General features: G+C 44.8%; 21 protein-coding genes and 1 riboswitch. Of the genes, 13 read left to right on the top strand and 8 right to left on the bottom strand.

The features are described from left to right. The first annotated feature begins 19 nt into the window (after positions 1-19). The 3 genes from ACHZCY_RS02565 (at position 20) to ACHZCY_RS02575 (ending at position 7,576) form a co-directional block, all read left to right on the top strand. On the top strand, positions 20-1,213 hold the full coding sequence (locus ACHZCY_RS02565; protein WP_205221302.1) for a DNA polymerase Y family protein: 1,194 nt from the start codon (positions 20-22) through the stop codon (positions 1,211-1,213). A gap of 10 nt (positions 1,214-1,223) precedes the next feature. Continuing rightward, the gene (locus ACHZCY_RS02570) at positions 1,224-4,271 is read left to right on the top strand and encodes a DNA polymerase III subunit alpha (protein WP_319547725.1); all 3,048 of its coding nucleotides are present in this window, start codon (positions 1,224-1,226) and stop codon (positions 4,269-4,271) included. A 431-nt stretch (positions 4,272-4,702) separates the two neighbouring features. Then, a complete protein-coding gene (locus ACHZCY_RS02575; RefSeq protein ID WP_319547726.1) occupies positions 4,703-7,576 on the top strand; it encodes a Cache 3/Cache 2 fusion domain-containing protein in 2,874 nt (957 codons plus the stop codon). 238 nt (positions 7,577-7,814) lie between these two features. On the opposite strand, the gene ppk1 is transcribed toward ACHZCY_RS02575, so the two are convergent. The 5 genes from ppk1 to recD2 form a co-directional block, all read right to left on the bottom strand. Next, a complete protein-coding gene (ppk1, locus tag ACHZCY_RS02580; RefSeq protein ID WP_319547727.1) occupies positions 7,815-10,034 on the bottom strand; it encodes a polyphosphate kinase 1 in 2,220 nt (739 codons plus the stop codon). A 65-nt stretch (positions 10,035-10,099) separates the two neighbouring features. Then, the gene (locus ACHZCY_RS02585; protein ID WP_319547728.1) at positions 10,100-10,681 is read right to left on the bottom strand and encodes a DUF4136 domain-containing protein; all 582 of its coding nucleotides are present in this window, start codon (positions 10,679-10,681) and stop codon (positions 10,100-10,102) included. Positions 10,682-10,798: 117 nt separating this feature from the next. Continuing rightward, a complete protein-coding gene (locus ACHZCY_RS02590) occupies positions 10,799-10,999 on the bottom strand; it encodes a hypothetical protein (protein WP_319547729.1) in 201 nt (66 codons plus the stop codon). Positions 11,000-11,136: 137 nt separating this feature from the next. Next, positions 11,137-12,021 carry a bifunctional 5,10-methylenetetrahydrofolate dehydrogenase/5,10-methenyltetrahydrofolate cyclohydrolase gene (locus ACHZCY_RS02595; RefSeq protein WP_319547730.1) on the bottom strand — a complete coding sequence of 295 codons (885 nt, stop codon included), beginning with the start codon at positions 12,019-12,021 and terminating at the stop codon, positions 11,137-11,139. Between the two features lie 674 nt (positions 12,022-12,695). Beyond that, positions 12,696-15,176 (bottom strand): SF1B family DNA helicase RecD2, encoded by a 2,481-nt coding sequence (recD2, locus tag ACHZCY_RS02600; protein WP_319547731.1) that lies wholly within the window; start codon positions 15,174-15,176, stop codon positions 12,696-12,698. Between the two features lie 194 nt (positions 15,177-15,370). Here recD2 and ACHZCY_RS02605 point away from each other — a divergent pair, with 194 nt between their 5' ends. Both ACHZCY_RS02605 and ACHZCY_RS02610 read left to right on the top strand, forming a co-directional pair. Then, the gene (locus tag ACHZCY_RS02605) at positions 15,371-15,610 is read left to right on the top strand and encodes a NifU family protein (protein ID WP_205221309.1); all 240 of its coding nucleotides are present in this window, start codon (positions 15,371-15,373) and stop codon (positions 15,608-15,610) included. A 6-nt stretch (positions 15,611-15,616) separates the two neighbouring features. Further along, on the top strand, positions 15,617-15,982 hold the full coding sequence (locus tag ACHZCY_RS02610) for a cell wall hydrolase (RefSeq protein WP_205221310.1): 366 nt from the start codon (positions 15,617-15,619) through the stop codon (positions 15,980-15,982). Between the two features lie 64 nt (positions 15,983-16,046). Here ACHZCY_RS02610 and ACHZCY_RS02615 read toward each other — a convergent pair whose 3' ends face one another. Next, positions 16,047-16,562, bottom strand: coding sequence for a GNAT family N-acetyltransferase (locus tag ACHZCY_RS02615; RefSeq protein WP_319547732.1), 516 nt, complete (start codon positions 16,560-16,562; stop codon positions 16,047-16,049). Between the two features lie 138 nt (positions 16,563-16,700). Next, a complete protein-coding gene (locus ACHZCY_RS02620) occupies positions 16,701-17,324 on the bottom strand; it encodes a LysE family translocator (protein ID WP_319547733.1) in 624 nt (207 codons plus the stop codon). 313 nt (positions 17,325-17,637) lie between these two features. Here ACHZCY_RS02620 and ACHZCY_RS02625 point away from each other — a divergent pair, with 313 nt between their 5' ends. From ACHZCY_RS02625 to prxU, 3 genes are all read left to right on the top strand, one after another. After that, positions 17,638-18,093, top strand: a complete 456-nt coding sequence (locus tag ACHZCY_RS02625) for a Fur family transcriptional regulator (RefSeq protein WP_319547734.1) — start codon at positions 17,638-17,640, stop codon at positions 18,091-18,093. 398 nt (positions 18,094-18,491) lie between these two features. Continuing rightward, a complete protein-coding gene (gene mce / locus ACHZCY_RS02630; protein WP_205221314.1) occupies positions 18,492-18,896 on the top strand; it encodes a methylmalonyl-CoA epimerase in 405 nt (134 codons plus the stop codon). Positions 18,897-19,051: 155 nt separating this feature from the next. Beyond that, a complete protein-coding gene (gene prxU / locus ACHZCY_RS02635) occupies positions 19,052-19,771 on the top strand; it encodes a thioredoxin-dependent peroxiredoxin (protein ID WP_232370887.1) in 720 nt (239 codons plus the stop codon). Between the two features lie 66 nt (positions 19,772-19,837). Here the strand turns inward: prxU and ACHZCY_RS02640 are convergent, their stop codons facing one another. After that, a complete protein-coding gene (locus tag ACHZCY_RS02640; RefSeq protein WP_319547735.1) occupies positions 19,838-20,491 on the bottom strand; it encodes a class I SAM-dependent methyltransferase in 654 nt (217 codons plus the stop codon). A 425-nt stretch (positions 20,492-20,916) separates the two neighbouring features. After that, a riboswitch (TPP riboswitch) is annotated at positions 20,917-21,015 on the top strand. An 89-nt stretch (positions 21,016-21,104) separates the two neighbouring features. Between ACHZCY_RS02640 and thiS the strand changes: the two genes are divergently transcribed. The 5 genes from thiS to thiE are packed head-to-tail and all read left to right on the top strand — an operon-like array spanning position 21,105 to position 24,405. Continuing rightward, positions 21,105-21,302, top strand: a complete 198-nt coding sequence (gene thiS, locus ACHZCY_RS02645; protein ID WP_205221318.1) for a sulfur carrier protein ThiS — start codon at positions 21,105-21,107, stop codon at positions 21,300-21,302. Positions 21,303-21,305: 3 nt separating this feature from the next. After that, positions 21,306-22,076, top strand: a complete 771-nt coding sequence (locus ACHZCY_RS02650) for a thiazole synthase (protein ID WP_205221319.1) — start codon at positions 21,306-21,308, stop codon at positions 22,074-22,076. Between the two features lie 48 nt (positions 22,077-22,124). Beyond that, the gene (gene thiH / locus ACHZCY_RS02655) at positions 22,125-23,234 is read left to right on the top strand and encodes a 2-iminoacetate synthase ThiH (RefSeq protein WP_319547736.1); all 1,110 of its coding nucleotides are present in this window, start codon (positions 22,125-22,127) and stop codon (positions 23,232-23,234) included. Continuing rightward, entirely contained in the window at positions 23,231-23,764 is a 534-nt protein-coding gene (thiF, locus tag ACHZCY_RS02660) for a sulfur carrier protein ThiS adenylyltransferase ThiF (protein ID WP_319547737.1), read from the top strand. The genes thiH and thiF overlap by 4 nt, the downstream gene beginning before the upstream one ends. Beyond that, positions 23,761-24,405 (top strand): thiamine phosphate synthase, encoded by a 645-nt coding sequence (gene thiE, locus ACHZCY_RS02665; protein WP_205221322.1) that lies wholly within the window; start codon positions 23,761-23,763, stop codon positions 24,403-24,405. The genes thiF and thiE overlap by 4 nt, the downstream gene beginning before the upstream one ends. The last annotated feature ends 5 nt before the right edge of the window (positions 24,406-24,410 follow it).

Raw genomic sequence — 24,410 nt, forward strand, 5'->3', positions numbered from 1 at the left:
TTTACTGTACTTTGCAAGGATGGAAAAAAAAGTTATTCACCTGAATATTGCTGATTTCAGTGTTGCAGTGGAGCGTCTGATTGACAGCACACTGCGTAGCAGGCCACTTATCATCGCACCACAGGCCTCACGGTCGCTTGTCTACGATATGAGCGAAGAGGCTTACCAGGAGGGGGTGCGTAAAGGGATGCTGCTCAGCACCGCCAGAAAACGCTGTCGGGGGGCAGTTGTGCTCCCCCCGCAACAGGAAAAGTACCGAAAAATGCTTGTAGAGTGTTTCAATCGGGCTCGACATTTTACCCCTTTGGTCGAATGTTCCAACGGCAACGGCCACCTGTATCTTGATGTTACCGGGACCCATCGCCTTTTTGGTCCGCCACCTGATATTGGCTGGCGCCTGCGTAAGATTTTGCTCCAAGACTTGGGGCTTGATCCTATATGGTCAGTAGCTCCCAATAAACTGACCGCAAAAGTGGCGAGCCGTCTGGTTAAGCCGGTGGGGGAATATATTGTTGCCGCCGGAGAAGAGGAATCTTTTCTTGCGCCCTTGCCTGTTGCCCTGCTCCCTGGTGTCGCCCCGGCAGATCTGTGCCGGTTACGGAATTTGCATATCATCAAGGTGTATCAGGTCGCAGCTCTGAGCGTAGAGGATTTGAGCATTATTTGTGGTAGTCGTTCCAGGGCACTGTATCAGGCTGTCCGTGGTATCGATCAGACACCTGTGCAGCCACCGACCGCCAGTGCTGCAGGCGGAAGTTTTTCCCATACCTTTTCCCCTGATACGAATCAAGTCACCGTTGTCCGTGCCGCATTGGCAACCCTGGTATCTCAGGCAGGGTACAGTTTACGACGTAGGCAGCTTGCCTGCCGAAGAGTCGGAGTGGAACTGTTGTATACCGATGGCGTAAAGGTTGTTCGTCAGGCTGTCACAAAAAGCCCTGCTGCAGATGATTCTTCCCTGGAGCAACTTGCCCTTACCGCATTGTATCGGGCGTGGCATAGACGGGTACGACTACGACAGTTGGCTCTGTCCTGTAGTCGAAATTGCAGGCCGGTTCAGCAGCTTTCTCTTTTTGAAAATGTAAGCCATAAAAAACAGAAAGATAAAGAGATCAGCAGCGCATGCGATGTGATTTGTCAACGTTATGGGGCAGGTGCGGTCAAGCGCGGCATCCAATTTGCTCAACAGGCTGTATCCCATACTATTCAGTAGGGCTAGTTCCATGTTTCCACCCTCTGTTGCCCTTGGTGTACACTCCCATTATTCCATGATGGAAGGCACCGCCTCCATGGCCGAATTATGTCGCCAGGCACGGCAAATCGGATACAGGACAATAGCTGTAACCGATATGAATAATGTGTATGGGCTTTGGACCTATCTAAGCGCCTGCCAGGAACACGGACTTCGACCAATTATCGGAGCTGAGATACGTACCCGGCAGGGTCGTTTTTTTTGTCTGGTGAAAAATCAGGATGGATTTCGAAACCTTTGCCGCCTCCTTACCTGCTACCATAACAAGCAACCTTTTCAACCGGAACAGGCACTGGAGCAATATCATCAGGGTTTGGTGATTTTGCCGACGTCTATTTCTCTGCTCTACCATTGCCATGCACTGGGTGCTGATACAGCGGCAGCCCTTGTCACTAAGCCCGATCAACACAATAGCGTTTTGCGTAGAGCAGCCATGGGGAGGAGTATCCCGGCAGTTGCCGTTGTTGATGCTTTTTTTTTAGCCCCGGAAGATTATAAGCTGCATCAACTGCTCAGAGCCATCAACAATAATGTATCCATCAGTAGATTATCGCCCCGGGATACGGTTGGTACTGATAAATACATGCCCTCTCCTGCTGCATTTGCGCACCGCTTTAGCCAATGGCCGGAGGCTATGGAGAACGTGCGGCTTATTACTGAAAAATGCGTTTTCAGCAGGCCTTCGACCCAGCTTGTTTTACCGCCATGTAGCCATGGTGATGCAGATACGCGATTGCACCAGTTAGCGCATGAGGGGGCGATTAAACGTTATGGCTCTCCCCTCCCCGCCCAAGTTCTCTCTCGTCTGCAGCACGAACTGCAGGTGATTGGCGATATGCATTTCTCTTCTTATTTTCTAGTCGTTAAAGATATTGTCGGCTCGGTTGCCAGGACCTGCGGCCGAGGGTCAGGTGCTGCATCCCTGGTTGCCTACTGCCTGTTTATTACCAATGTCTGCCCGGTAAAGCATAACCTTTACTTTGCCAGGTTTCTGAATCCAGGTCGAAGTGATCCGCCGGATATTGACGTTGATTTTTCCTGGGATGAACGCGACGCTATTTTAGAAGGTGTACTTGGTGAATTCGGCGTTCATGCTGCTATGGTTTCCAACCACGTTTTCCTGCAGCCACGAATGGCTATTCGTGAAACAGCCAAGGTTTTTGGCCTGCCTGGAGGTGAAATTTCAAGAGTTACTAAAAAATTACCTTGGATGGGGCGAGCTCATCGTCTGCAAAACGGTTTCCTCCCCTATCTGGAAAGTCTACCACAGCTCCGGGACGTACATTTTACAGGGCCCTGGCCCCGTATTCTTGCCATGGCTGAAAAAATAAGTGGTACTCCGCGGCATCTCTCTGTTCATCCAGGCGGAGTTATCATCACCCCAGAGCCGATCTCCGGATATGTACCGGTTGAGTATGCGCCCAAAGGGGTTCCTATCATTCAATGGGAAAAAGATGGTGCCGAAACAGCCGGACTGGTCAAGATAGATTTACTTGGTAATCGCAGTCTCGGGGTAATCCGGGATGCTATTGATAATATCCGTTCTCACCATGAGCCTTTTGACGAGGCCGGCTGGCAACCGGAAGATGATCCTTTAACCCAAAAAAGTATTGCCCAGGGGAAAACCATGGGCTGTTTTTATATCGAAAGCCCTGCCACCCGCCTGTTACAAAAAAAAGCTAGAGTCGGCGATTTTGAACACTTGGTTATCCACTCCTCTATCATTCGCCCTGCAGCCAATGAATTTATTCGGGAATACCTGCGTCGTCTTCATGGTGGTTCATGGGAGCCTCTCCATCCTTTAGTGGGCAATGTGCTGGATGGAAGCTACGGGATTATGGTCTACCAGGAGGATGTCTCCAGAGTAGCGGTGCAGTTTGGATTTAACGATAGCGATGCCGATCGTTTGCGCAAGATCATGTCCAAAAAGGACAAGCAGAAAAAGCTGGCAGACTTTAAAGCCCGTTTTTTTGCCAAGGCAGCAGAGCGTAAGGTTGCCGAAGCAACAGCAACCCGGATCTGGAAGATGATGATGAGTTTTGACGGCTATTCTTTTTGTAAACCCCATTCCGCAAGCTATGCCAAGGTATCCTTTCAGGCGGCATATCTTAAAGTCCATCATCCTGCCGAATTCATGGCTGCGGTTATTTCCAATCAGGGCGGATTTTATTCGACCTTTGCTTACGTCTCCGAGGCCAGGCGCATGGGATTGACAGTAGTGCCGCCGGATGTCAATACAAGTCCCATTGATTGGACAGGCCGAAAAGAACGGTTACAGGTCGGCCTGATGGCTGTGCAGGGAATGTCGCAAAAAACGCTAAAAGCTCTGGTGGCAAGGCGTGCGGAGCATCAGTTTGCCTCGGTCATGGATTTTTTGTCCCGGGTCGAGCCGGCAGGTGATGAAGCACTGGCTCTTATCCATTGCGGTGCCTTGGATACACTGGAGCCCCATCAAGGTGAACAGAACCGGGGAGCCCTTTGCTGGCTGCTTGCTAAATGGCAGAAAAACAGAAAAAAACGGGTTCTGTCTCTTTTTACACCATCGGTGAGGCCTCCTGATTTACCCAAGGGTGATTTTCTGGAGCGGTTACGCAACGAGTACCGGGTACTTGGATTTCTATGCGGCTGTCATCCCATTGTTCTGTTTGATCGGCATCGCCGTCAGCAGCAAACTGTTTATGCGCAGGATATTGAGCGATACGCGGCATCACATCAAGCGCAAACCCGTAAGCCTCGTATTCGTTTTCTGGGGTGGATGATCGCTGGTAAGGTGGTTGGTACCAAAAAGGGAGACCCCATGGAATTTATAAGTTTTGAAGATGAAACCGGACAGGTGGAGTGTACTTTTTTCCCAAAAGTCTATGATCGGTTCTGCCATTTGCTGCACAGCAAAGGGCCATTGCTGTTGGAAGGGTATGTTGACCAGGAGTTCGGCGTCTGCACGCTGACCGTGGAGCGGGTTGCTGATCGAAGTACCCAATTTCACCTATATCCAATAGGTGCTTGCCGTCCAAGATAATCTGGAAGAATAGAATGTTACCTTTAAGCCTTTTAGGCTAGAGATATTTATGGGTAATTTCTTATCTGTGGTCACCCTTTCCAGTGATGATATATTTGAAATATCGTGATCGAACCTAGACTTCTCAATTCTCAACTTCCCCCTATAAGCTTTAGTACCATTAGTCAAAGTGAGTATCCACTACTCTGCATCGAGGGAAGTCACCTTCGTTCAGAAGACATAAAATTTGTAAGTAGTTAAAGGGAATGGTATAACCGTTAGAGCGCTGAATACACTGAAATGAAAGAACTATTTATTTATACCACTCAGTAGTATGGAAATATTCCAGCTGGGTACAGATATTCAAAGCATTATAAAACATATAACCTTGAACCGCATACTTCGCTTGACATGTATTTATTCAAGAAGAAAATTTGCTAGAGACTTTTTTTGTGAAACTTAACAATCAAATCGCAATCATGGGGGCAGGCAGCGTACTTTTAACAGCTGTTGCTCTTGTTCTATTGGCTGTATGGCAGAGCAAAGAATACAACACACTGGCACAGGAAGAAGTCAATCTACTAATCGACAGTGATCTTAACCATATCACGCAGGGAATATACAACCTTGTCCGCACAGAAAACGAAGCTGTTCAGCAGCAAATGGATAGTAATTTAAAAGTGGCTCGCCATATCCTTGATAGTGCAGGAAAAATAGAATTAGGGCACGAATTAGTCAATTGGGTTGCAATCAATCAGTTTACAAATACATCAAAACCCGTACGTTTACCTAAATTGCTGATTAGTGGAAAATGGCTACAAAAGAACAAATCGTTCAAACAACAAACTCCTGTTGTTGATAAGGTAAGTGCTCTAGTCGGAGAAACCGCGACAATATTCCAGCGAATGAACGAAAAAGGAGATATGTTGAGAGTCGCGACCACTGTACAGACTGGTACAGGTGAACGAGCAATTAGTACTTATATTCCAGCTATAAATCCCAATGGTAATAATAACCCTGTCGTCACGGCAGTTCTTCGTGGGGAAACCTATCATGGGCGAGCTTATGTTGTGAACGATTGGTATCTAACCACTTATGAACCGATTCGTGATGGTGATGGTAACGTAATGGGGATGCTTTATGTAGGAGTAAAACAGCAAGCGGTTGCCGTTCGTATTCGTAACGCAATTCTGCAAACATCTGTTGGCAAAACAGGTTACGTCTATGTCATAAGTGGACGAGGTGCGGATCGTGGCAGATACGTCATTTCCCGGAAAGGTGAACGTGATGGAGAAGATATTTGGTCTAGTCGTGATCTTGATAATCGTCCAATCATTCAAGATATTATATTTAAAGCAACCCAACTTGAACCTGGAGGCATGGCAACAGTGCGCTATCGTTGGCAGAATCCAGGTGATCCTGAGCCTCGTTGGAAAATCGCCCGACTTGCCTACTACGCTCCTTGGGATTGGGTTATCGGGACGAGTGTCTATGAAGATGAATTGCAGAGCTATAGTAACCAGCTGACCAGCGGACGAATGCGAATGATTAGATCTATGTGTATAGCTGGATCTCTTATTGCTGTTATTATCGCTTTGATTGCTATGTATGCCGTGTGGGTAATTTTACGCCCTGTTAGAGAAATGACAGCAATTGCACAAAAAATTATTGATGGTGACCATTCGCAGATCGTTGAAGTGAGATCCAAAGATGAAATTGGGGTTTTGGCACGAACATTCAACCAAATGTCCATAGAATTGCATCAAGCTATAAGTAGCTTGAAGGAAAGTGAAGAAAAATATAGAAATATTTTTGAATATGCTTTGGAAGGACTTTTTCAGAGTACACTGGAAGGACGGTTTATTAGTGCCAATCCAGCGGCAGCAAAAATGTTAGGATACGACTCACCTGAAGAATTAATCGGAGAAATATCAGATATTCAGACACAATTTTATGTTAACCCCAGCGATCGTGCTATGTTGCTTGATTCGATATCAAACAATCATGAAATATCAAGTTTTGAAGTGCAGTGCTACCGAAAGAATGGTCAGAAGATCTGGGTTGCTATTAGTGCTAGAATGCCTCGTAGTGTTGCAAGGGAAGAACAACTAATTTACGGATTTATTCGAGACATTACAGAACAGAGAAAAGCAGAGACTGAAAGAAAAAACCTTGAATCAAAATTAATCCAGTCACAAAAGATGGAAGCAATAGGCACCTTAGCCGGAGGGATTGCCCACGATTTTAACAATATTCTACAACCTATATTGAGTTATAACGAATTGCTCAAAAGCGAGTTGTCAGGGAACAGCACATGTGAGAAATACGTGAGCCGTATTAATACCGCTGCGTTGAGAGCAAAAGATTTAGTTAGTCAAATTCTTGCATTCAGCCGCCAATCCTCAGAGCAATCTACTTCACCTGTACAAATTAAATCATCTCTCGAGGAAATAATAAAACTGTGTAGAGCAACGATCCCTTCTTCTATCAATATAGTTGAAGATATCCAGCACGATTGCTCGTCTGTTTTAGTTAATCCTTCTCATTTGCATCAGATTGCAATGAATCTGATAATTAATGCCTATCATGCAGTTGAGTTAAATGGAGGGCAGATCATGATCGAACTCCATGAAGTTTTTTTAGATACACTAGATGTCGCTGGAATGGCATTACTCCCGGCAAAATACGTTAAGATGGCTGTCTCTGATACAGGATGTGGTATTAATCCCGATGTAATTGATAAAATTTTTGATCCATACTTCACTACAAAAGGCCAGGGAAAAGGAACGGGGTTAGGACTTTCCGTCGTTTACGGAATCGTGCAAGAAAATCTTGGTGACATGAAGGTGTGCAGTGAGGTCGGCAAAGGAACAACGTTTACTGTTTATCTACCAATAGTGGAAAGTCCATACAAGAAAACAGCTATTGCTCAATCTCCCATCAGCTTTTCTAGTGGTAATGAACATATCTTGTTGGTTGATGATGAGGATTTGATCCTTGAGGTTGAAGAAATGCAACTTAAGGCATTAGGTTATCGTGTAACTATTCAGAATAGCAGTCTTAACGCTTTAAAGCTATTTCGGTTAAACCCAGGAGAGTTTGACTTGGTGATTACCGATTTATCGATGCCGAATATGACAGGAGTTCAATTGGCAGAAGAGTTTTTGAAAATTCGGCCAGATATCCCTCTTATTATTTGTAGTGGCTTAAACGAGAAGAACAACCAAGAAAAAGCAAAATTGGTTGGCGTAACACGATTTATGGCAAAGCCAATTACTTTTTCTGAATTATCTCAGCAGGTAAGCATTGCACTAGAGGGTAAGTGATCAGCTTGCACCTGTGTTCATCATTGCTGTGCTTATTTTTCCGACAATGCCTTGATTTGAAGAAAAAATTGCTCAATCCGACAGGCTCCTATGACACCTAGTTCTTATCAAAGCTGTCCGAAAACATAAAACCTTGCTGAATATACGTGTTGAATGAGTACCATATTCTACACAAATAGAGGGGCTAATTGGTAATGAAATTTTTGTTGAAATGTAGACTGGGCTGCCAACTGTTCCGTTAATGTTTTTTTCGTTTGGCGATTTTTTTACTGTATTTCTTTTTTTTAGATTGCCGCTTGGCTTCGGCCAGTCGTTTAGCGCTTTTTTGAATACACTGCTCCTGGGACGAAGCATTCTCGCTCCGTTGGCTGGGTGTCCTGTGGATGTATGTCCCATCTGCCTGCATATCCCAGGCACCGCGTTTATCAGCAAGTTGTAGGTCTATGATTTCTCGGAGTTGCTTGCACAGTGCCGGCGCCTCTACAGGCGTTATCACCTCAACCCTTCTTTCCAGATTGCGTTTCATCAGGTCAGCCGAACCAATGAAATATTTATCGTCCCCTTTGTGTTTGAAGTAGTAGATGCGGGAATGTTCTAAAAAACGACCGACAATGGAAACTACTCTAATATTATCGGAAAGGCCGGGAATGCCGGGCCTGAGCAGGCAGGAGTCACGCACAAGTAAGTCGACTTGTACCCCTGCCTGAGAAGCAAGATAGAGAGCCTTTATAATGTCTGAATCGGTCAGTGCATTGGTCTTCAGCTGGATCAAACCGGGATTTTTATCGGAATGCAGTTGAATCTCCTGATGAATGTATTCCAGTAGTTTTGCTTTCAGTACTTTGGGCGATGGAAGAAGCTTGGTGTAATTACGCAGAGGCGCATACCCCATGGTCAAGTAGTTGAACAGCTCGGTCAGGTCATTGCCGATATCCGAATCACAAGTCAGTATTCCCAGGTCGCTGTATAATCTGGCGGTCTCTGCGTGGTAGTTGCCGGTTCCTATGTGGGCGTATCGTTTAATACCGTTAAAGTCCTGGCGTACGACAAAAATAACCTTGGAATGTGTTTTTAGGCCAACAACACCGTAAGTAACATGTATGCCTGCTTTTTCCAGGAATGTTGCCCACCGGATATTTGCAGACTCATCAAATCTAGCCATGAGCTCCACCACCACCGCAACCTGTTTGCCGTTGTGCGCAGCATCCAGAAGGTACTTTATAATTCTGGAATCTGCAGAAGTCCTGTACAGGGTCATCTTTATTGCCAGTACTTTGGGGTCGGTGCTGGCCTCTTTTAAAAATCGTTCCACAGACGAACTGAACGATTCATAGGGATGCTGTAGTAAAAAGGGCCCCTCTTCCCTTATGAGGTGGAAGATATTGGGTGAATCGCCGGCAAGGCGAAAATGATCCAAGGGCAGGTGGGGCGGGAAATGTAAATGGGGCTTATGGATAGCTCCTATTTGAAACAGATCCCGTTTGTCCATAATGCCGTCTACTTCAAACACATCCTTGCGTGAATCTATACCAAGCTCTGCTGCCAACATGCCTCGGTGTTGCCGGGTCATGTTGCTGCTGACCTCAAGGCGGACAATTTCTGCAAACTTTCGGTCTTGCAGTGCCGATTCAATCATGGCCAGCAGGTCGGATGCCAGGTCAAGAGTATTTTCAGTGATGGCGTTCCTGGTGACCCTGAAAAATTCACAGGTATCAATAATCATACCAGGAAAGATAGTTTTGAGATTGTTGGCGACCAGGTCTTCGAAACGAACATACACATCTGTCCCTTCGTCAATTTCTATAAATCGGGGGATACCGATTTCGGTAGGGATCTTTATGCGATTGAGGTAGATGTGGTCTTCGTTCTGGTGATGGGTCGCAACCAGTAAATTAAGAGACAGGTTCGATATAAAAGGGAACGGGTGGGCAGGATCCATGCCCTGCGGCGTCAGAAGCGGGTAAATGCTCTCCAGAAAAAAAACATCTAGTTTCTTACATTGTTCGCTGTCCAAACTTTGGTATTCAATTATATGGATACTTTCCTTTGCAAGCAACTGCAGGAGTTCACTCTCTAAGGTCTGCTGCTGGTGGAGTATATCGCGAACAACAGCATAGGATTCATCGATCTGCTGCTGGGGAGTTCTTCCATCATCGGAAAGTTGCTTTAACTCGGCTCCCACCTGTTGTTTGAGACCACCGATCCGCTTCATGAAAAACTCGTCAAAATTATTGCTGATGATGGCTAGAAATTTCACCCTTTCCAGGAGGGGGGTGCTATCATCCTGGCCTTCATGCAATACCCGCCGGTTAAATTCCAGCCATGTCAATTCACGATTCAGGAACCACTGGTAACTATCAAGATCAAATGTAGCCTCTTCTTTTTTGCTCGCTGTGTTATTTGCGTCGGCACTTTTTTTTGGTTTGGTAGGTAAGACCTTGGGATCATTGGTAGCCATTTTTTTCCTTAAACTCGCATTTAATACTACATGTGCAACATCTATTGGTCAGGGTAACGTCTGTCTTATTTTTCACCTTCCTTTTCGTTTCCAGGTGGAAAGTGATTGAGTATGTCTGCGACATAGGTATCAATGTTCTTCTGCATTTTTTCCTGGTTTTTGTAGTTCTTAACCAGTCCCGTGCCAGCGCCCCGCCAGATAAGTTCATTATCTTTGGCTGTAACAATATCAATTATAAGCGTGCCTTCGGTGTAATAGTTAACGTCAATCCGATTGTGGTACCCATCGGTTCCCCACCATGGACCGTACATTGGTGAAGCGTAATAGCCGCCTGCACCGCCCCAGTTTGTAACCCTCATTTTTTCCTGAATGCCGGCGTGGGCAACAACGTAGATATCGGGTTCAGTCGCTATAGCTTTTTTATAGCCTTTGGCAACAAGATGTTTTTCTATCGACGCGAGAACACGTTTTTTCAGCAGGGGGTTGGCTTCAAGCGCATCGTCTTTCGCATTAGCCTGCCGCCAGGTAAAGGTCTCGATTGTTGCAAAGTCAGCCTCTTGGTCGTAGTCATAATTAACACTAACGGTACTGCAACTGACCATTATCAGGGCCGATATAAGCAAAAGGCAAAAAATATGCGGTTTCATGTACGCTCTCCCCATAGTTGCACTGCTTTACAGTTGATTGTGACTTATTGTACTTTGTACTTCCGGTAAATGAAAGGTATCGCCTCAGAATTACACGCTGTTTAAGGACGGCAGGTGTTAAGTGTTGTCTGGTCCGGATACTGCTTTATCAGGCAATACCTGCATTTTATCATTTTCATCTTCCGCTAAGATATAGCCGAGGCCGCAACAGGCAGGACATTCCTCGCGGGTAAGGAGAAACCGGCTTTCTCCCTGGAAAAAACCGATTTCGCCGGTACCTCCACATGTTGGACAAACTTCTTTTTTTTCTTGCTTCATAGCTGGTATTCTCCAATAACTACAGGCATATTGAAACAGAGCCTGTATGGGAGTCTTTGCTCATCTTAAAGGTGTCTTGAAAAATTGTTTTTTTTCCCAATCCCTGCGTTATAGTAAAAATCCAGTCAACCATAAGATTATGCGGCAACTGTCTGTTTGGCGGCCTGTAAGGTGTTTTTCATCAGCATGGTAATGGTCATGGGACCCACGCCGCCGGGTACAGGAGTGATTGCAGCGGCTTTTTTCCGTACCGATTCAAAATCAACGTCACCGACGAGCAGGGCTTTGCCTTCAGCAGTCTCCCCTACCCTGTTTACCCCGACATCTATCACCACAACTCCATCTTTTACGTCATCGCCGGAAATCATCTTTGCCACTCCGGCAGCAACAATTAAAATATCTGCTCGCCTGGTGTGGAAACCGAGATCTTTTGTACGGGTATGACAGAGGGTGACGGTTGCATTGCCGCTATCACGTTTTTGCAGCATCAGGTTGGCCACTGGTTTACCAACAATGTTGGAGCGACCGACGATAACCACCTCCGCGCCTGAGGTTTCGTAGCCGGACCGGGCAAGCAGCTCCAGTATCCCGTGGGGAGTACAGGGCAGAAAGCACTGTTCGCCAAGGACCATCTTGCCTACATTGACAGGATGAAAACCATCCACATCTTTTTCCGGATCAATGGCAAACAGGACATTTGCCTCGTTGATATGCTTCGGGAGTGGCAACTGGACAAGAATACCATGGATCTGTGGATCATTATTATACTGGGCAACGGTTTGCAGCAATGTCTCTTCGGAAGTATCAGCAGGCAGGCTTACCTGTTTAGAATAGATGCCAAGCACGCCGGCGGTTTTGTTTTTGGCTGCCACATAGGAGCGGGAAGCAGGATCATCCCCCACCAGGATAGTTACCAAGCCGGGAATAATGTTATGGCTTTCTTTTAAGGCGGTAACCTCTTCTGCTATTTCCTGACGAATGGTCTTGGCTATTTCAGAACCACGAATTATTTTTGCACTCATATTTCTCTTGTAAGGTAAATAAGTAATTAAAAAGTGTAACTATTCAGCAGCCCCCCAACTCTCCACAGTCTGCCCGCACAGCATACTGATGTATCGAAGTCGGGACGTATCCGCTACATCGGTCAACTTGAGAACGTTTCGAACATTGCTCTACAGTTACAGTTCGGAGTAGATTGAAAGTTTTCAGGTCTTCACTGAATACCAACCTGAAAGTAATATAATCATTTATAATCTTCTCTGACTCTGATCGCTGTAATATTTTTCAACCTTTTTGAGTTGATGCTTAGGCTGGGGTTCTCGTAAGTTCAGACAGCGTCTTGCTCAAGATTTCCGGCTTTGCATTATATTATTACTCCAGGTGATCCAACTCAACATAAAGAAATTCTTGGTTGAGGTGCAAAAAAGGCAATAAGGGGACAATATTCAAGAGAAAATCTACCTAACCCGGATTTCTCATCAGTGAAGTTTTTCGCAGATCGAAGCGCAAGACACGCAGCAGGTAAGCGTAGACTCCGATAGTAAGCTACCGTAAATGGCCTGCAACAAAGAGTCTGCGGAAAAATCCGCTGACCCGGAGGATGAGTTTTTTGGTTATCGACGAAAAAACAGTTTGTTTTTTTAGCGCCACAGTATTTTCTATAAATATCAACAGCTTAAGTCGAAAACAAAAAAGCTCATGAGAAATTCGAGCTGAGCCCCGACTGCAGCAAGTGGCACAATGCAGTCTGTCGCAGGGACGTATCCTGATTTTTAACAGCCATGGCAAGAGCCTTTCTGGTACCAACAAGGACTACCAGCTCTTTCCCTCTGGTAACACCTGTGTAAAGGAGATTGCGAAACAGCATCTTGAAATGCTGGGTCAAGACCGGAATGATCACTGCGTCGAACTCAGAGCCCTGTGACTTATGGATAGTAATGGCATAAGCCAGATCCAGTTCAGTGATCTGTTCCCGGTTGTACTCAACAACCCTGCTATCAGGGTAAAAGACCACAGATAGCTTCAAGTTGGTGTTGTCCACGCTTTCTATCTTCCCTATATCGCCATTAAAGACATTCAGATCGTAATTGTTGCGCCGGTGGATGACCCTATCTCCGACACGGAAAATTCGCTCGCCGACAGTCAGTTCTGCTTTGTTTTCTGTGGGTGGATTAATGGTTTTCTGCAGCACCAGGTTAAGATTGCCGGTACCAAGCGAGCCGCGAATCATGGGAGAAAGAACCTGGATTTCTGTTTTCTTTCCCATGTATTTGGGAATCCAGTTGAGGTAGAGCTGCTGCACCACGTCTTGGGCTGTTAGTCCGTAATAAAGGGATGACCAGGGATGGGTCTTTTGGGCCAGGGTAAGTAGCGTATCGGCACCTGCATCGGCGGTAGCAAGAGCTCCAAGATCGACATGGCTGAAAGGGGAAGGCACGGGGAGCGCACCGTAGGTCGTGCCGCTCTCATCGATTTCAATATCAAAAGGAGATTGGTCAAATGCTGCTTCGCGGTTATCAATATCATGATAATGTTGTTTTACCTTTGCCGTAAATTTAAGCTGCTGCTGTGTTGCCTCGTCTGAATCGACAAAAAAACAGTCTGTTGTACGCCAAACTTCAGGTTTTTTAAAAGGTGAATCCAGTCTTGGTACCCTTCCCTTGTTTATTTCGTGCGCCGTTGTAATTATATGGGATTGCTTAGCTTGTCTAAAGATAGCGGTGAGTTGAAAACAGGGAATAATACGGGAGTTGATCATGTCCTTGAGGACATTGCCGGCTCCAACGGCGGGAAGTTGGTCAGCGTCACCGATAAAAAGGATAGCCGTGCTTTTGCTGACGGCTCGCAAGAGCGAAGCCGTCAAGGTAATGTCAAGCATAGAACATTCATCGATAATGAGAAAATCTGTTTTAAGCGGGTTGTCCTCATTTTTGTTAAATCCCGTTCCCTGGAATTCCAGTAATCTGTGAACCGTCTTTGCCTCCTGGCCAATGACTTCTCCCATTCGTTGGGCTGCCCGACCGGTAGGTGCTGTCAGCATCACAGTTTTTCCCATGGCCAATACTAAAGCTACGATCGCTTTGGTGGTGGTTGTTTTGCCACAACCCGGCCCGCCGGTAAGAATGGAGCACTGCTGGTTGGCAATAGAACAGACCGCCTCGGACTGTTCAGGGCTGAGTGCAAGCTGGACCTGCTGCGTATAGCGCTCAACCCACTGCCGAATGCGTTGCTCACTTTCTCCCAGTGTGGCTACTGCCGCCAACAGTCTGGTTGCGGTATATTCTTCATCATAATAAATCGATTTTGCGTAATAACAGGACGAAAGTTCCTCATTTTCTCCCAGTGCTAAACGACGCACGCGCAATTGGCCTTGATGTTCCATAGCATCCAGGTGCTCAGGAATGACGGCAGCAAGCTCAAGTGTCAGGAGTTTGTTTACCCGTTCCGTGACCTGCTTTTTGGAAAGAAAGCAGTCCCCGGAATCACGCGACGCTGAAAGTACATGCCTGATGGCTGCAATGATTCGAACGTGTGAATTTTCTGCAAATCCCAGAGCAAGCGCTACTTTGTCGGCTGTGAAAAATCCGATACCGTAAAAGTCGATAGCCAAGCGATAAGGGTTCTTCTGGACAATGGAGATTGCTTCATCTCCGTATTGTTTATAGATACGCACGGCAAAAAGAGTTGAAATACCGTAAGACTGAAGAAACATCATCACGTCGCGGATCGCCTTATGTTCAGTCCATGCTTTTTCTATGGACGCAAGCTTTTTAGCGGCGATGCCCGGCACATTCACCAGTTGCTCGATATTATTTTCAAACACTTCCAGAGTATTTTCACCAAAATGACGAACAATTCTTTTTGCGGTCTTAGGCCCGACCCCTTTAATCAGGCCGGAGCCCAAATATTTTTCCACTGCACTGGTGGTGGCTGGTTTGAGTTCAGTGGCAAAAGCAGCCTTGAACTGTTTTCCAAATCGCGGGTGAAGGGTCCACGCGCCCGTAAAGGCCATGGTTGCCCCGGCAAAAACCCTGGTTTGATGGACGGTCACCGTCACCAACTCCCCGTAGGCCTGAAAAGGACTTACCTTGAGCACAGACCACCCATTGGATTCATTGTGGTAGGTGATCCGTTCCACTACCCCTTTGAGTTTTTCTTGAATACGTTCGTGTTGCAAATAGTGCTCTCTTCAGTCCCTGGTTGTCTGTGTGCTGGAATTGTGGTAATATACAGTACTTTTTATTAGAATTAGGTCTTTCTTTAGAAGCTTTCCAGAGGATGATCGATAGGTGCATTCTTTAAGCAAACCACCTATATGGATATCATGATAGAAGTTCATGCTCTATTGAGCAAGTTGTAAAAGGAATATTCATGCATCAACTACAAGGTAAGATACTTGAAGCACTCGACGATATTCGACCTGCCCTGCAAAAGGATGGGGGAGATGTTGAGTTTGTAGATGTGGACTTGGACAATATCGTCACTGTACGCCTCACAGGAGCTTGTCAAAATTGCCCCATGTCCGAGGTAACGTTGAAGGAGGGTATTGAAAAATTTTTAAAGAGCGAGATTCCTGCGATCAAGTCAGTACAGGCAGTAACCAAGGATTAAGGCAAAATGAGTTTTCTAGAAGGATTGCTGTGGCTTACCCTTAATGTGTACCACGAAGCACGAAGTGAGCCTGAAATCGGCCAAATGGCCGTAGCCCATGTAACTCTTAACCGGGCCATAGCAAAGCAAAAAAGTGTGGGCGAGATCGTTACCGCACCCTATCAGTTCAGTTGGACTTTTCAAAAACAGTCCTACCTGCCCACCGAGTTTAAAGCGCTGCAACAAAGTGCCAGTATTGCACTCAAAGCGTTAACTACCCCTGATTTTACACAAGGAGCAACTTTTTACCATCATACCAGGGTTCATCCCCACTGGGCCGATGACATGACCTTTATTGCCCAATACGGATCACATAAGTTTTACAGCAACTGATTATGTGCAAGGCCAGTTATCCTTTTGAATAACTCTATTTTTCGACGATTAAAGGCTCTTTTTGCTATAGTGTTACTTCCCAGAATTCCTGATGAAAATTTTGCCCGTACTTGCTTAACGCTCTAACAGGACCTGCAATGCGGAAGCCTAGATCTGCATATAGTTTTCTCGCATTTGTGAGGCAGCTGTATGTTTCCAGGCGAACCTTTTTTACACCGCCTGTTTCAGCGTGTTGGATTGCAAAGTGCATCAACTCTTTTGCTATGCCTTTTTCTCGGTAGGCAGGGAGAACCAGCAAAAAATTAATAAACGCCACCCTTTCATCGACCTTGGAGATGGCAAGTGATCCTGCGTTGTTACTGTTGATTTCCTTGAGCCAGATACGTGTAAATGGATCATCTCTATCGCAAATTGAAACTGCTTTACGGCTAATGTCTATTTCAAAATGCACATCAAAATGAAATTCTTGCGCATAAAGCAAACCATGTTGTGATATAATCCAGCCAATATCCCTTGGGCTGATCGGTCTGATCTGTCCTGTTGCACCCGTTGTTTGAGTATTCTTACATGATCTGTTCATCGCTGATCTTCTGTGCCGTCAGCCTTGATATGTGTTAGCTGCTTGTAGGTTGTCAAAATCCAAGAGCCTGTCGTTTGGTTCTTCTGCCGTGGAAGTGAGCTTGTGGGTGTTTCACCAGTAGAGCAGTACCCCTCTCTTTTATTTTTCATACAATAAAGCAACTCCAAACCCCATAAAGACTCCACCTGTGATTTTTTGGAATATTTTCATTGATTTTTCACCGCATAAATAAATTGCAGCCTTTGCAGAGAGTAACGCATAACTTGTTAGAATAAAAAAAGATATGCCTTCGATGGTAAGGATGAGTATAGTAAATTGCGGGATAAACGATCTGCCAGCGTCTATGAATTGTGGAAACAGGGCTGTAAAAAAAACGATAGCTTTAGGGTTGCTTATGCCAACCCAAAGTCCTTCCTTGAATACAGAGGAAAATTCTTTGTTGGTTTGCGATGAAGGGGAGAAATTTTTACCTTTTGAAGGCAGTGGAGACCGCCAAGCCCTGACACCGATATAAATTAAATACATGCAGCCAATTATTTTCATTGTGGTAAATAAAGCTGAAGAGGCTAGGATAATAGCACCTAACCCGAAAGCGGAGATTGTTGCCATAACGACCATGGCAATGAAATTGCCTAAAATGCCCGCAACAGATATTTTAACCCCATATTTAATAGTGTTTTTGATTGTTAAAACAACTGCAGGGCCTGGAATGGCAACAATCGTAACCGCCAATATAACGTAAACAAGATATTCATTAATCACTTGGTGTAGATCCTTATGGGTGCAAAACTCGGTGTTTTGAAAATATCCTTGATATTTTCGTCACAAAAAAACTACAATAATGTTAATCGTTCTGGAAGCTTTTTTATTTTCAATACATCGAGGCGCCATGTTTTCTCATGGTTAAAAAACATTGGTTGCAGACCTTTAGAAAATTTCAAAATGCTTAGTTTTCCAGGGTTCATACTACTGAGCCAATTAGGTGAGCTGTAAATCGATTTAGTTTTAATAATTATTATTGACAGGAAAACACTTTTTTGATAATCATTATCAATAACAATAAATTATTAATAAAATGGGAATTGAACAGCACAAAATAGAGCCAGAGAAAAGACTAGAGCAGATGGTAAGGCGACTCAAGGATAATGATCACCGTATCACCCCTCAGAGGTATGCTGTTTTAAAAGCCTTGTCCGACAGCAAAGACCATCCTTCAGCAGAAAGCATCTATGAAACACTTGTTGCTCATTACCCAACCATGAGCTTGGCGACAGTGTACAAGACGCTGAATCTGCTCAAACAAAAAGGTGAAGTGCTTGAATTAGAGTTTAGTGAATTAGGTAACCGCTACGACGCAAATAAACCCTATCCCCACCCGCATGTTATCTGCACGGAATGCGGGAAGATTGTTGATCCATCAATGTTTGATTTAAAAGAAATAACAGAAAAGATGATGCAGGAAACAGGATTTAAAATCGAAAGCCATAGACTTGATTTTTACGGACTTTGTCTTAATTGTCAAAAGAAGTAGTTTTTTTTGCCCTTTTGCGGATAACCGTTATTAGTAGACACCATGTGTCACGTAGTGGCACTTGTCGTAATAGTTTTGGATACCAAATGGCCCGTGAGTGAATTCTCGTTATTATTATTTTCGATAACAATGCTTAAACAGGCATTTAAATCTTTTTTATTGTTAGGTTCTGTAAGATATGATGACCCTGGAGCATAGCAAATTATGCTTACCAGCAATAGTGTTAAAGTATAGATCCGATATGGAAACAGGGGTGCTAAGGCGATGAGTATTAACGTGGATGAACTTGCGCAAACTCTGTGCTTCATCCTATACCACCAACTGATTATTGGTTAAACCATCGTTCCTTCCTGGGTAGCGACAGCGTCTGGATGGAACAACAAACAGAGAGGTTCACAATGAAAATTCTTAAAATTAATCATCTTGGTATTGCCGTTAATAGCATTAATGAGGGAAAGAAATTTTGGACTGACGTTTTAGGCCTTGAATTCGAAGGAGCAGAAACGGTTGAAGAACAAAAAGTCACCACAGCATTTTTTCCTGTTGGCGAAAGTGAAATTGAACTGTTGGAGTCAACTTCTCCCGATGGACCAGTAGCCAAGTTTATAGAGAAGAAAGGTGCTGGTTTTCAACATGTTGCTTTTCAAGTGGAAGATATTGCTGCCGCCCTGGACGAATTAAAAGAAAAGGGTGTTAAGCTCATCGATCAAACGCCACGAATTGGCGCAGGAGGAGCAAAGATAGCATTTCTTCATCCTAAAGCTACCGGCGGCATTCTTGTTGAACTCTGTGAAAGAGGATAGCAAGAGCAATGCTCTTTTAAAATGTGATCATGATATTGCAGTACCCGTGATTCCGGTTCACTGTGAGTGTTAGTGGTAGTCTTTTTTTGAGTAGGAAGTCTCAGCAGGAATAAGCAGTGCACCACATGCATGTAACCTTTACCTAGGAGAATAGTATGGCAGAAGAAGCTGAAGTTGGATGCGCACGGCCAACCGGTGGCCCAGTGGGTGAAGAGCAAGTTGAAACGCAAGAACAACAACAAGTACAGCCAAGGGAGGAACGTTCAATGGTAATGGTCGGTCAAAAGGCCCCTGATTTTGTTGCCCCAGGGTATCAAAAAGGTAAATTTGTTAATGTGAAGCTCTCGGATTATCTTGGCAAATGGGTGGTCCTTTGCTTTTATCCGGGCGATTTTACCTTCGTCTGAGCTACTGAAATTTCAGCGGTCGCTGAAAAATATCCAACTTTCCAAGAGCTTGGTGTAGAGGTCCTTTCCATGTCCATCGATTCCATGTTTGTTCATAAAATGTGGGATGATAACGAATTATCAAAAATGGTCGACGGAGGAGTGCCCTTTCCGATGTTGTCGGATGCGGGTGGCAAGGTGGGAAAAATATTTGGTGTGTTCGATGAAACAGCTGGTGTAGAAGCCCGTGGCCGTTTTCTCATCGACCCAGACGGCGTTATTCAGGGATTTGAAGTGCTGACGCCACCTGTAGGCAGAAATGTAAGTGAAACTATCCGTCAGATACAAGCTTTCCAACTTATTCGCGAAACTAAAGGTGCCGAGGCAACGCCTTCCGGCTGGAAACCCGGTAAGAAAACCTTAAAACCAGGTCCTGAATTAGTAGGTAACGTGTGGAAAGAGTGGAACACAAGTATGGCTTTTGATTGATCAACTACTCTCCTAAAAATAAAGTCGGACATTCCTGCTCCGGCTTTATTTACTTTTTTTATGTAGTTACAACTTGTTGAGCAAAATTACATCATTGCCGAAAAAGCTTACTTTGGCGCTGAAACGTTTTGCAATGTACTCAAAAGAAGAGCGGTTATAAAAACAAATATGTGTCAGGTCGCGGATATAGTGCCAACTCTGAAAAGCCTGTTTGTCGATTACCATCTTCGTCATAATACCCAGCCAGCCGTGTTGTTTTAGTACCTGAAACAATGAGGTAAACGTCGCGCTGGGGTTGTGTAGATGTTCCACGACTTCTGTGGCACATATAAAATCATACGACTTAAAAAAAAGAGAAGGATCATCGTAGTAAAAAGGGTCATATAAATCGACTTGGTGGCCTTGCTCCTCTAGAATGTACGAAAGAGTTGGACCTGGGCCGCAACCAAAATCCAACCCCTTTTGTTTTGTGTTGAGCCGTTTTAATAACGGATTGGTCAATCTCGATAAAAAAATTCGATACCCTTCATCAGATGGAAAATTCTGGTGCAAATCATAGATCGCTTTTTCATTAGCGGAATTAAGCCAGTAAAATTGAGGGACGAAAACGAGTTCACAGTCTGAACAACGCAGGTATTTTCTTGTGGTATCTTGGTAAAATAGGCTGCAGGTTTTACAGCCGCATAAAGGGCAAATGTGGGCGTTGAGTTGGTTTTTCATCAATATCGATTCTTCTTTTTATGACTGCATTTAGGATTTTATTTACTCAGCTCTTAGCCTTTATAGCAAACCAGCACGCCTTTTTTCTTAAAATGGCTATACGCTTGAGTTGCCTATCATATTTAATCCATCCTTTGGCTGGAAATCTCGGCAGTTGCATAAGTGCATCGTTTCTTTTCTGGATTATAAGATGTATGTAGTTTTTGATGTAGCTATATCTCTCCTTTCATGCAGTCCTAGAACAATGCATTCCCTTACCATTCTGATTATGCTTTTCAATTATTTACTTTTGTCTTGCAACATTAACTGTTCTTTCTAAAGCACTGAAATAATGTTTTTAATTTTGTTCTTTTATAGTTAAAAAGTATCTCTTCTTGTAATGTTATTATCTTGTTGACAAAACCAAAAGGCTCCTTTATACAAGAAGCCATCGCTAGGGGTGCTGTCTCTGCTGAGAGGAATTTATCCAACCCTTACAACCTGATCCGGGTAATACCGGCGAAGGGAAGCGGCTTATAACGAATTTACAAAATTATTTTATAATTTTTTTATTTTTTCAAGCCACTTACCCTAATTGGGGTAAGTGGCTTTTTTCGTTTTAAGGGGTGAAATTATGCAGTTTTCTATCAATGGAAAAATTGAAACCAGTAATGCGAGCACTATTGATGAACTGGTGAAAGAGCTAGGACTCGATTCCAATTCGTTGGTTGTTGAACACAATGATCAAATAATTCGACAGGAACAGTGGCCAGCAACAAAGCTTCAGGAAGGTGATGGACTGGAACTGCTTAATTTTGTCGGTGGAGGGTGAACCATGGTGGAACAAGGGCTAAAAATCGGCAATAAAACCTTTACAAATCGTCTCTTTACCGGAACCGGAAAATTTTCGACAAACGCGCAGATCCCTGAGATGCTTGAGGCCAGTGGTTCCCAGATGATCACCGTAGCCTTGAGGCGGATAGATTTCGGGTCAAAAACAGAAAACATCCTTGATTTCATTCCTGATAACGTCATTCTTCTTCCCAATACCTCGGGTGCGAGAACCGCAGAAGAGGCAGTACGGGTAGCCCGAATAGCAAGGGAGGCCGGCTGTGGTGAATTTGTCAAAATTGAGGTGATCACCGACTCCAAATACCTGATGCCGGATAATTACGAGACGCTCAAAGCTACGGAGTTGCTGGCTAAGGAAGGATTTGTTGTACTGCCTTATGTCCTTCCCGACTTACCCCTTGCCAAACGGCTTGAGTCCGCAGGTGCTGCTGCAGTCATGCCGCTTGGTGCACCGATTGGTACAAACCGTGGCCTGGAAACAAAACCGCTAATCGCGATGCTGATTGAAAACTGCACCGTCCCGGTAGTTGTTGATGCGGGGATAGGGATGCCTTCTCAGGCCGCGGCAGCAATGGAGATGGGTGCAGATGCGGTGCTTGTAAATACTGCTATTGCTACTGCAAACGATCCGAAAACAATGGGAAACGCTTTTGATTTGGCAGTTCGTGCTGGCCGAGCTGCTTACCTGGCAGAGGCCTCGGGTACGAGTACAACAGCTCGGGCATCCTCGCCATTGACAGGGTTCCTAAATTGATGAGGCTATTTTTACTATGTACTCATTTCCCTTTGACAGGAGTGAACCATGTCCTTCTCTCAAATAGTTGAGCAGTATAAAGAATTTCCTTTTCCAGATTTTTTTGCCCAGGTCACGGATGAAGAGATAGAGCGTATCGTTGCCAAAGATTCAATCCAACCCATGGATTTTCTTGCCCTGCTCAGCCCCAAAGCGGCTGAACATTTAGAGCTGATAGCTCACAAGGCGCAACGTCTGACAGTACAGTACTTTGGTAAAACTATTCAGTTGTTTACCCCGCTTTACATATCTAACTTTTGCTCTAACCAATGCATTTATTGCGGTTTTAATAAAACTAATCATATTGTCCGTCGCAAACTGTCTATTCAAGAAATCGAGAAAGAGGCCCAGTCTATTGCTGCAACAGGATTGCAGCATTTACTGCTGCTTACCGGTGAATCAAAACATGCGACCCCCATGGATTATTTGGTTGAAGCCGTTACCTGCCTTAAAAAATATTTTGCATCGGTTTCAATAGAAATTTTTCCAATGGATGTTGATGAATACAGGCAGTTGAATCAGGCAGGGGTGGATGGGCTTACTATTTTTCAGGAAACCTATGACCAAGCGATTTATGCTGAGGTCCATTTGGCAGGAAAGAAAAGAGACTACCATTTCAGGCTCGATGGGCCTGAACGGGGAGCAAAAGCTGGTTTCAGATCTGTCAATATCGGTGCCTTGCTGGGTCTAGGAGAAAAGCGGAGTGAGTTTTTCTTTACCGGTTTGCACGCAGCTTACTTGGATGAAAACTATCTTGATACTGAAATTTCCGTATCCCTCCCCCGCTTTAACGAAGCTGAGTGTGATTTTACTCCTAAGTATCCTGTTAACGACAAGACCTTTGTCCAGTTTTTGCTCGCATTACGGCTTTTTCAACCACGCGCTGGCATCACTGTTTCCACTCGGGAAAATCAGCTTATGCGTGATAATTTAATCCAGCTTGGCGCCACTCGCCTTTCAGCCGGGGTATGTACCAGCGTTGGTGGTTATACGCAAAACGAAGAGACCGATACCCCACAGTTTGAAATTACAGACACGCGGAGTGTGTGCCAGGTCGCAGATGCTATTGCTGCCCATGGTTACCAGCCTGTTTACAAAGACTGGGACGCAAGTCTATGAAGATCGGGATAGCTGGTGCTGGCGGGATTGGGTCCAATGTTGCGGTGAACCTCGTTCGTAGCGGCATCACTGCATTGAAAATTATTGATTTTGATCGGGTTGAATCGTCCAATCTGGATAGGCAATTTTATTTTGCTGATCAGGTTGGAAAAATGAAGGTCGATATGCTGCGTTACAACCTGATGCGCATCAATCCTGACGTCGAAATTGAAATAAGCACTGAACGCATTACACCTTCCAATATTGATCAGCTTTTTATTCACTGCGACACCATTGTCGAAGGGCTGGACAAAAAAACTGACAAAAAATTGGTGCTTGAACATTTCGGGCAAAGCAAACGGTTGGTTATTTCTGCAAGCGGTATTGCCGGGAGCGATATTGCAACCATCCAGGTCAAAAAAATTGGCAACACACATGTTGTTGGCGATTTTATCACTGACTGCTGTCACGCAACTCTGTATGCCCACAAAGTTATTACAGTGGCTGCCGGCATGACAGCGGTCCTTCTTTCTTCTTGGAAAAGGCAATGACAAATAGAAACTTACTTCTTCCCTCAGGAATTTACGGCATTACAGCAGAAAAGTTTTCCTGTGGCCGTTCCAATATTCAGGTTGTTGAGGAGATGATCAAGGGCGGCATTAAAGTTATACAGTACCGAGAGAAAAGACACCTGAAAGATTATTGTGACATTTTATCAGAATGCCAGACGATCAGAGAAATGACCCGGGAGCATGAGGTGACCTTTATCATCAACGATTTTGTCGACATTGCCCTCCTGGTAGATGCCGATGGCGTCCATGTGGGCCAAGAAGATTTACCAGTGGATGCGGTTCGTCGTCTGCTCGGACCTGACAAAATTATCGGATTGTCGACCCATTCCCCTGAACAAATGCACAAGGCTCAAGAGGTGGGGGCAGATTATATCGGGGTCGGTCCGATTTATGCCACTCAGACCAAGGAAAATGTCTGCGCACCTACCGGGTTCGACTATTTGGAATATGTAGTGGAAAATGTCGCCATTCCCTTTGTCGCCATCGGCGGCATTAAACAACACAATATTGATGAGGTAGTAAAACGCGGTGCTCAGTCAATCTGTTTGGTAACAGAGATTGTCGGTGCAGACAATATTACCCAGACTGTGAAAAACTTAAACAATGCCTTTTCGGCCTGATGTAT

Origin of the sequence: Desulfogranum marinum (assembly GCF_963675105.2) — a bacterium.
In the GTDB taxonomy this organism is placed as follows: domain Bacteria; phylum Desulfobacterota; class Desulfobulbia; order Desulfobulbales; family Desulfobulbaceae; genus Desulfogranum; species Desulfogranum marinum.